Annotated in this window: 4 protein-coding genes and 2 pseudogenes; all 6 read left to right on the top strand. The window is 46.4% G+C overall.

The window, feature by feature from the left end; all coding sequences use genetic code 11:
• Window positions 1-116: 116 nt before the first annotated feature.
• Window positions 117-422, top strand: a pseudogene (locus V7K69_RS06785) (integrin alpha); the annotation flags it as partial.
• Window positions 423-530: 108 nt separating this feature from the next.
• A pseudogene (locus V7K69_RS06775) lies at window positions 531-3,644 on the top strand (beta strand repeat-containing protein); the annotation flags it as partial.
• 108 nt (window positions 3,645-3,752) lie between these two features.
• Window positions 3,753-3,923: a hypothetical protein gene (locus V7K69_RS06770; protein WP_335032566.1), complete on the top strand. Its 171-nt coding sequence runs from the start codon at window positions 3,753-3,755 to the stop codon at window positions 3,921-3,923.
• Window positions 3,924-4,199: 276 nt separating this feature from the next.
• The gene (locus tag V7K69_RS06765) at window positions 4,200-4,352 is read left to right on the top strand and encodes a hypothetical protein (protein ID WP_335032572.1); all 153 of its coding nucleotides are present in this window, start codon (window positions 4,200-4,202) and stop codon (window positions 4,350-4,352) included.
• A 270-nt stretch (window positions 4,353-4,622) separates the two neighbouring features.
• A complete protein-coding gene (locus tag V7K69_RS06760; protein ID WP_335032564.1) occupies window positions 4,623-5,699 on the top strand; it encodes a TIGR03032 family protein in 1,077 nt (358 codons plus the stop codon).
• A 62-nt stretch (window positions 5,700-5,761) separates the two neighbouring features.
• Window positions 5,762-7,311: beta strand repeat-containing protein (locus V7K69_RS06755; RefSeq protein ID WP_335032562.1), on the top strand; the 1,550-nt coding region annotated here is incomplete at its 3' end.

Raw genomic sequence — 7,311 nt, 5'->3', positions numbered from 1 at the left:
GCTGTTTGTCTAGTCCTCCTATTCTCATCATCGTCTCTAATCCTGTTGAGAATTAGCTTTTAGCTTTTGTTAAGAAAGATGTGACTAATGGATAGGTCAGCAATGCGGGAGATGTCAACGGCGACGGTCTTGACGACCTGATTATTGGGGCACCCTTTGCCTCCGAATCTTCTGGGGAGAGCTATGTGGTGTTTGGCAGCAAAGACCGTTTTAGTGCCCAATTCAACCTCTCCACCCTCAATGGCACTAACGGCTTTGCTATTCAAGACACCTATCCTTTTGACCAATCAGGTAGTTCTGTCAGCAGTGCGGGAGACATTAACGGCGATGGTCTTGACGACCTGATTGTTGGGACACCCTTTGCCTCCCGATTTTCTGGGGAGAGCTACGTGGTGTTTGGCAGCAAAGAGCTTGTCATGTAACAACCTTGCCTCTTTTGAGCTAGAAATGCCTTCTCAGTAAGCTTTCTAGATAATAAATTGTAAAAGTTGTTTCTTGACAGGCTCAAAGACCGTTTTAGTGCCAGGCTCGATGTCAGCAACCTCAACGGCACTAATGGCTTTGCCATCAACGGCATCGATCAAGACGACGACTCAGGCCGTTCAGTCAGCAATGCAGGAGATGTCAACGGTGACGGTATTGACGACTTGATTATCAGCGCACCAAGTGCAGACACAAACGGTTCCGACTCAGGGCAATGCTATGTAGTGTTTGGTAGCCGAGGCGGTTTTGGTGCCAACTTCGATCTTTCCACCCTGAATGGTACCAACGGCTTTGCCATCAATGGCATTAATCCAGGTGACAGATTAGGCGTTGTGAGCAATGCCGGAGACATCAATGGCGACGGCTTCGCTGACTTGATTATTGGGACAGGCTTTGGCGATCCCAATGGCGACAACTCAGGGCAAAGTTACGTCGTATTTGGGAGCAACGGCGGTTTTAGTCCCAGCTTTAACCTCTCCGCCCTTAATGGAATTAACGGTTTTATCATCAACGGCATCAATGTATTTGACTACTCAGGTGGCTCTGTCAGCAGTGCGGGAGACATCAACGGCGACGGCTTCGCTGACCTGATTATTGGGGCAACATGTGCCGACCCCAATGGCGACTACTCAGGGCAGACCTACGTGCTGTTTGGAGGTAAAAATATAGGCAGTGGCGGTACTAAGAGCTTGTCAGGAAACAACCTTCCTTCTTTTTAATTAGAAATGCTTTCTCAGTAAGCTTTTTAGGTGGCAAATTGTAAAAGTTGTTTCTTGACAGGCTCTAAGCTGACGGGAACTGCTGGTGCAGACACTCTCTTTGGCACAACTGGTAACAACATTATCGATGGCAAAGCTGGTAACGATATCCTCACGGGCAACGGTAGTCAAGATAAATTTATAATTCGCCGAGGTGATGGCAATGACATCATTACTGATTTTGGTGGCGTTGGTAAAGGTACAAATCCATCAGCAACGGTGATTAACCAACTGGATACATTGCAATTTATCGGTAGTGGTTTAACTGCCCGAAATCTGCAACTTACTCAAAATGCTAATAACTTAGAACTCACCTTTTCAGATGCAGCTTCTACCAAAGTTAATCTGCAAAACTTTCAATTAGAAAATCTGGATAATTTACCAGCAAATGGTTCACAATCTGCTACCGGTAATATCCTGTTTGATGGACAAAGCAGTATAACTGACAGCTTTGATGTCTTCAATGCCAACTCCAGCCAAACCACTATCTTCAACAAAAACACAGTCACCTTCCTGAACGATCTCTCTAATAATGTTAGTGGCTTTGACAACTCAGATGATGTCATAAATGGTCAAGGTGGAAATGACCGCATTGACGGCAAGAGTGGCGACGACATACTGAGGGGTAGTGCAGGAAATGATACTCTGATTGGTGGTGCAGGGAATGATACTCTCAGAGATTATCAGGGCAATAATGCCCTCATTGGTGATATTGGTGAAGATTATTTGAATGTTGATACTTCAACAGGCGATAACACTCTCAATGGTGGCATTGGTGACGATACTTTAGATGCTAGGGCAACATCCGGCAATAATTTCCTTTCTGGGGGAGATGGCAATGATTATCTTTCCGCCTCTTTTCTTCCTATTGGCGGATACAACTATATTGTCTCCTCAAGCAATAACACCCTTGACGGTGGCGCTGGTAACGATTACTTGGATGCTAAGTCTCCATCCGGCGATAACTTGCTCTCTGGGGGCAATGGCAATGATTATCTCTCGACCTCTAGTGTAGTTACTTATAAAGGAGAGCCAAATTATATCTCATCAGGCAATAATACTATAAATGGTGGCGCTGGTGACGATACCTTGAAGGCTGAGGGAGCATCAGGCAATAACCTCCTATCTGGTGGCAATGGCAATGATTATCTTGATATCTCTAGTATTCCCATTTACTACAATAGTATATTCTTGTCTTCAGGCAATAATACTATAAATGGTGGCGCTGGTGACGATACCTTGAAGGCTGAGGGAACATCAGGCAATAACCTCCTATCTGGTGGCAATGGCAATGATTATCTTGATATCTCTAGTATTTCCATTTACTACAATAGTATATTCTTGTCTTCAGGCAATAATACTTTAAATGGTGGTGCTGGTGACGATACCTTTAGGGCTAAGGATTCAACAGGAAATAACTTCCTCTTTGGGGACGATGGCAATGATTCCTTCTATCTAAGTTTAGAGAATCAAACGGTAGATGGGGGTAAGGGTGACGATTTGTTGTCCGTTGATTATAGCTATTACAGCAATTCTACAGGTGGTATTACAACAACATTCAATGCTACTACCAACACTGGATCAATTACGGTAGGCACATATCGGGTTAGTTACAAGAATATCGAAAAATTAAATATCTCAGGTACAGCCGACGATGACTTTATTGTGGGGAGCAATGGAAACGATACGCTCTCCACGGGCAATGGTGGCAAAGAAACGAGTAATGGAAACGATACGCCCTCCCCGAGCAAGGGTGGCAAAGATACGATAGACGGGGGTAAGGGTGACGATGTACTGTCTGCTGACTACAGCGATGCTACAAGCAAAATCACAACAACATTCAATGCCACTACTAATACTGGCTTAATTACCGCAGGTACTTATCAGGTTAATTACAAGAATATCGAACGATTAAATATCACAGGTACAGCCTATGATGACAACATTTTGGGCAACAATGGCAATGATACGCTGTCTACAGGCAGTGGTGGCAATGATACGATCAATAGCGGTCAAGGTGACGATATACTGTCAGTCGATTACGACATTAATACAACAGGTATTACAACGACATACAATACCACTACTAACGCTGGAGTAATTACAGCAGGCAGTAATCGGGTTAGTTACAAGAATATCGAACGATTAGATATCTCTGGCACAGTCTCCGATGACTATATTATAGGCAACGATGGCAACGATACGCTTTCCGGGGGGAGCTTTGACGGTAATGATACGATTATTGGCGGTGCAGGTAATGATGTCCTGATAGGTGGGCAGGGTAATGACATTTTAACTGGTGGTGGTGGCAATGATCTCCTCTATGGTGGCGCTGGCAGTGATATTCTCACGGGTGACAACGGTAACGATATCTTTGCTTTTGCTGCTGGGGAAGGTACTGATACGATTACTGATTTCACTAAGAGCTTGTCATGTAACAACCTTGCCTCTTTTGAGCTAGAAATGCCTTCTCAGTAAGCTTTCTAGATAATAAATTGTAAAAGTTGTTTCTTGACAGGCTCTAAGAATAATGATTTGATTGGACTGTATGGTGGTTTGAGCTTTGGGCAATTAAGTTTCTCAGGTAACAATATCCTGGTGACTTCTACGGATGAGATTTTGGCAACGCTGACTGGCATTAATACTACGACGCTGACTGCTGTTAATTTCGTCACGCTTTAATGATCTCGATTTATGCAACGCCGACCTTAGTTGCATGAATCTGCAACTTTGATGCATCGACCTGCATCAAAGTTGTATCTAAGTTGCAAAAATGAGCTTACTTCTTTAACCTTGTTTAATCCTAGAGTGGCAAAGCTAGCCATAGCAAAAACTTAAACGTAGTAAATTCGTTATTATTGAAAATTTTGGTTTACCTATTTACGCCTATTTCAATCATGAAAAATCTACTCTAGCAAGTTTTACCTCTCTAGAATAAATCAAAGCCTATTAATCGTTATGACTGCCAAAATGCACTTTATCTCCGGCTTACCTCGTTCCGGTTCCACCTTACTCGGAGCCTTACTGCGGCAAAATCCCTGGTTTCACGCCAGCATGACTAGCCCTGTCGGTGGTATGGTGAACCCAATGCTAGAAGCAATGAGCAAATAAAGCTTTCAATCTGACCTTTCTTTACCAAGCTGCACCTTTGATGTATTGGCTTGCACTTTTGTTGTATTGGCCTGCACCCTTGTTGCATCAAAGAGCAACTTTCATGCATCGATTCGCACCTTTGTTGCATCAAAGAGCAAAAGTTAACCCAAGGAACCAACAGCACTAATGGCCTGCACCCTTGTTGCATCAAAGAGCAACTTTCATGCATCGATTCGCACCTTTGTTGCATCAAAGAGCAAAAGTTACCCCAAGGAACCAACAGCACTAATGACTCAAACTCCCGTTTCTGCCTCTACTGGACTAGAAATCAACGCTTCTAGGCAATTCGTCCCTTGGCTATGCGAGCAAAATCTCAGTTTGGCATTCACTACCTACCAAGCAGGCAAAGTATTTTTCATCGGCTTGCAACCAGACAAACGGCTGTCGGTGTTCGAGCGGACTTTTGATCGCTGCATGGGTTTGTATAGCCAGGGAAGTAGCTTATATATGAGTTCCCTGTATCAATTGTGGCGATTGGAAAATACTCTTGAACCTGGACAAGTTCACAACGGCTATGATGCTCTCTATCTGCCGCAACTAGGTTACATCACTGGAGACTTAGACATCCATGACATCGCCCTTGCCAATTCCCCAGAATCAAATAACTCACAGAAATTGATATTTGTCAATACTCTATTTAGCTGTCTAGCTACAGTCAGCGAAACCCATAGCTTCGTCCCTGTGTGGCAGCCCCCGTTTATCTCCAAGCTGGCGGCAGAAGACAGGTGTCATCTCAACGGGTTGGCAATGCGCTCAGGAAAACCGAAGTATGTCACTGCTGTGAGTCGGTCAGATGTAGGCGAGGGATGGCGGGACAAACGAAGCAATGGCGGTTGCGTCATTGATGTCGAAAGCAGCGAAATCGTCTTAGCAGGACTGTCAATGCCCCACTCTCCTCGGTGGTATCGAGACAAACTGTGGTTACTCAACTCTGGTACAGGGGAATTTGGTTACGTGGACTTAGATCGGGGGGTATTTGAACCCGTAGCTTTCTGTCCAGGTTATCAGCGCGGATTAACCTTTCACGGCGACTTCGCGGTGGTGGGGATTTCTCAACCCAGGCACAACAAAACCTTTAGCGGGCTGCCGCTAGATGAGAAGTTGCTAGCCTTGCAAGCTGAACCTCATTGCGGATTGCTGGTAATTGACCTCAGAAGTGGGGATGTTGTCCATTCTCTGCGCTTAGAAGGGGTGGTGCAGGAACTTTACGATGTAGTGGCATTAGCAGGGGTGCGGCGACCGATGGCTATTGGTTTCAAGAGCGATGAAATCCGGCGGCTAATCACTGTTGGCACAGATTCTTGAACTGCTGCCTCTTGTTGAACGGAATCTCTAAAGTCTTAAATCTTAAAACAAAGGAAAAACTCATGGCAAATTCAGTTTTCAACTTATCTAACCTCAACGGCACTAACGGCTTTGTTCTTAACGGCATCAATGTATATGACCGATCAGGCATATCTGTCAGCAGTGCCGGGGATGTCAACGGTGACGGCATAGACGACCTGATTATTGGGGCAATATTTGCCGACCCCAACGGCACTAGTTTAGGGCAGAGCTACGTAGTGTTTGGCAATAACACAGGTTTTAGCGCGACTCTAGACCTCTCCACCCTCAACGGCACTAACGGCTTTGCGATTAACGGTATCAATGCATATGACTCCTCAGGCAGATCTGTCAGCAGTGCCGGGGATGTCAACGGTGACGGCATAGACGACCTGATTATCGGGGCGCCCACTGCCGACCCCAACGGCTTGTATTCAGGGCAGAGCTACGTAGTGTTTGGCAATAGCACAGGCTTTAGCGCGACTCTAGACCTCTCCACCCTCAACGGCACTAACGGCTTTGCGATTAACGGCATTAATGCATATGACCGATTAGGCTATTCTGTCAGCAGTGCCGGGGATGTCAACGGTGACGGCATAGACGACCTGATTATCGGGGCAAGCGGTGCCGACCCCAACGGCTCGTATTCAGGGCAGAGCTACGTAGTGTTTGGCAATAGCACAGGTTTTAGCGCGACTCTAGACCTCTCCACCCTCAACGGCACTAACGGCTTTGCGATTAACGGCATCGCAGCAAATGACTTCTCAGGCTTTTCTGTCAGCAGTGCCGGGGATGTCAACGGTGACGGCATAGACGACCTGATTATCGGGGCAAGAGGTGCCGAACCCAACGGCTTGTTTTCAGGGCAGAGCTACGTAGTGTTTGGCAATAGCACAGGCTTTAGCGCGACTTTTAACCTATCCACCCTCAACGGCACTAACGGCTTTGCGATTAACGGCATCGCAGCAGATGACAATTCAGGCTATTCTGTCAGCAGTGCCGGGGATGTCAACGGTGACGGCATAGACGACCTGATTATCGGGGCAATATTTGCCGACCCCAACGGCTTACAATCTGGGCAGAGCTACGTGGTGTTTGGCAATAGCACAGGCTTTAGCGCGACTTTTAACCTATCCACCCTTAACGGCACTAACGGCTTTGCGATTAACGGCATCGCAGCAAATGACTTCTCAGGCTTTTCTGTCAGCAGTGCCGGGGATGTCAACGGTGACGGCATAGACGACCTGATTATCGGGGCAAGAGGTGCCGACCCCAACGGCGATACTTCAGGGCAGAGCTACGTAGTGTTTGGCAATAGCACAGGCTTTAGCGCGACTCTGGACCTCTCCACCCTCAACGGCACTAACGGCTTTGCGATTAACGGCATCGCAACAGGTGACGATTCAGGCAACTCTATCAGCAGTGCCGGAGATGTCAACGGTGACGGCATAGACGACCTGATTATCGGGGCAGCTTATGCCGACCCCAACGGCTTACAATCTGGGCAGAGCTACGTGGTGTTTGGCAACCGCGCTCCCATCTTCGACCTCAACGGCACTAACGGATTAGGTATTGATTTTAGCACTACTTTTAC

This window comes from Nostoc sp. (assembly GCF_036917775.1).
Taxonomy (GTDB): domain Bacteria; phylum Cyanobacteriota; class Cyanobacteriia; order Cyanobacteriales; family Nostocaceae; genus Nostoc.
The sequence above is the reverse complement of the archived record's forward strand: the minus strand, read 5'-3'. Positions and strand labels throughout refer to the sequence as shown.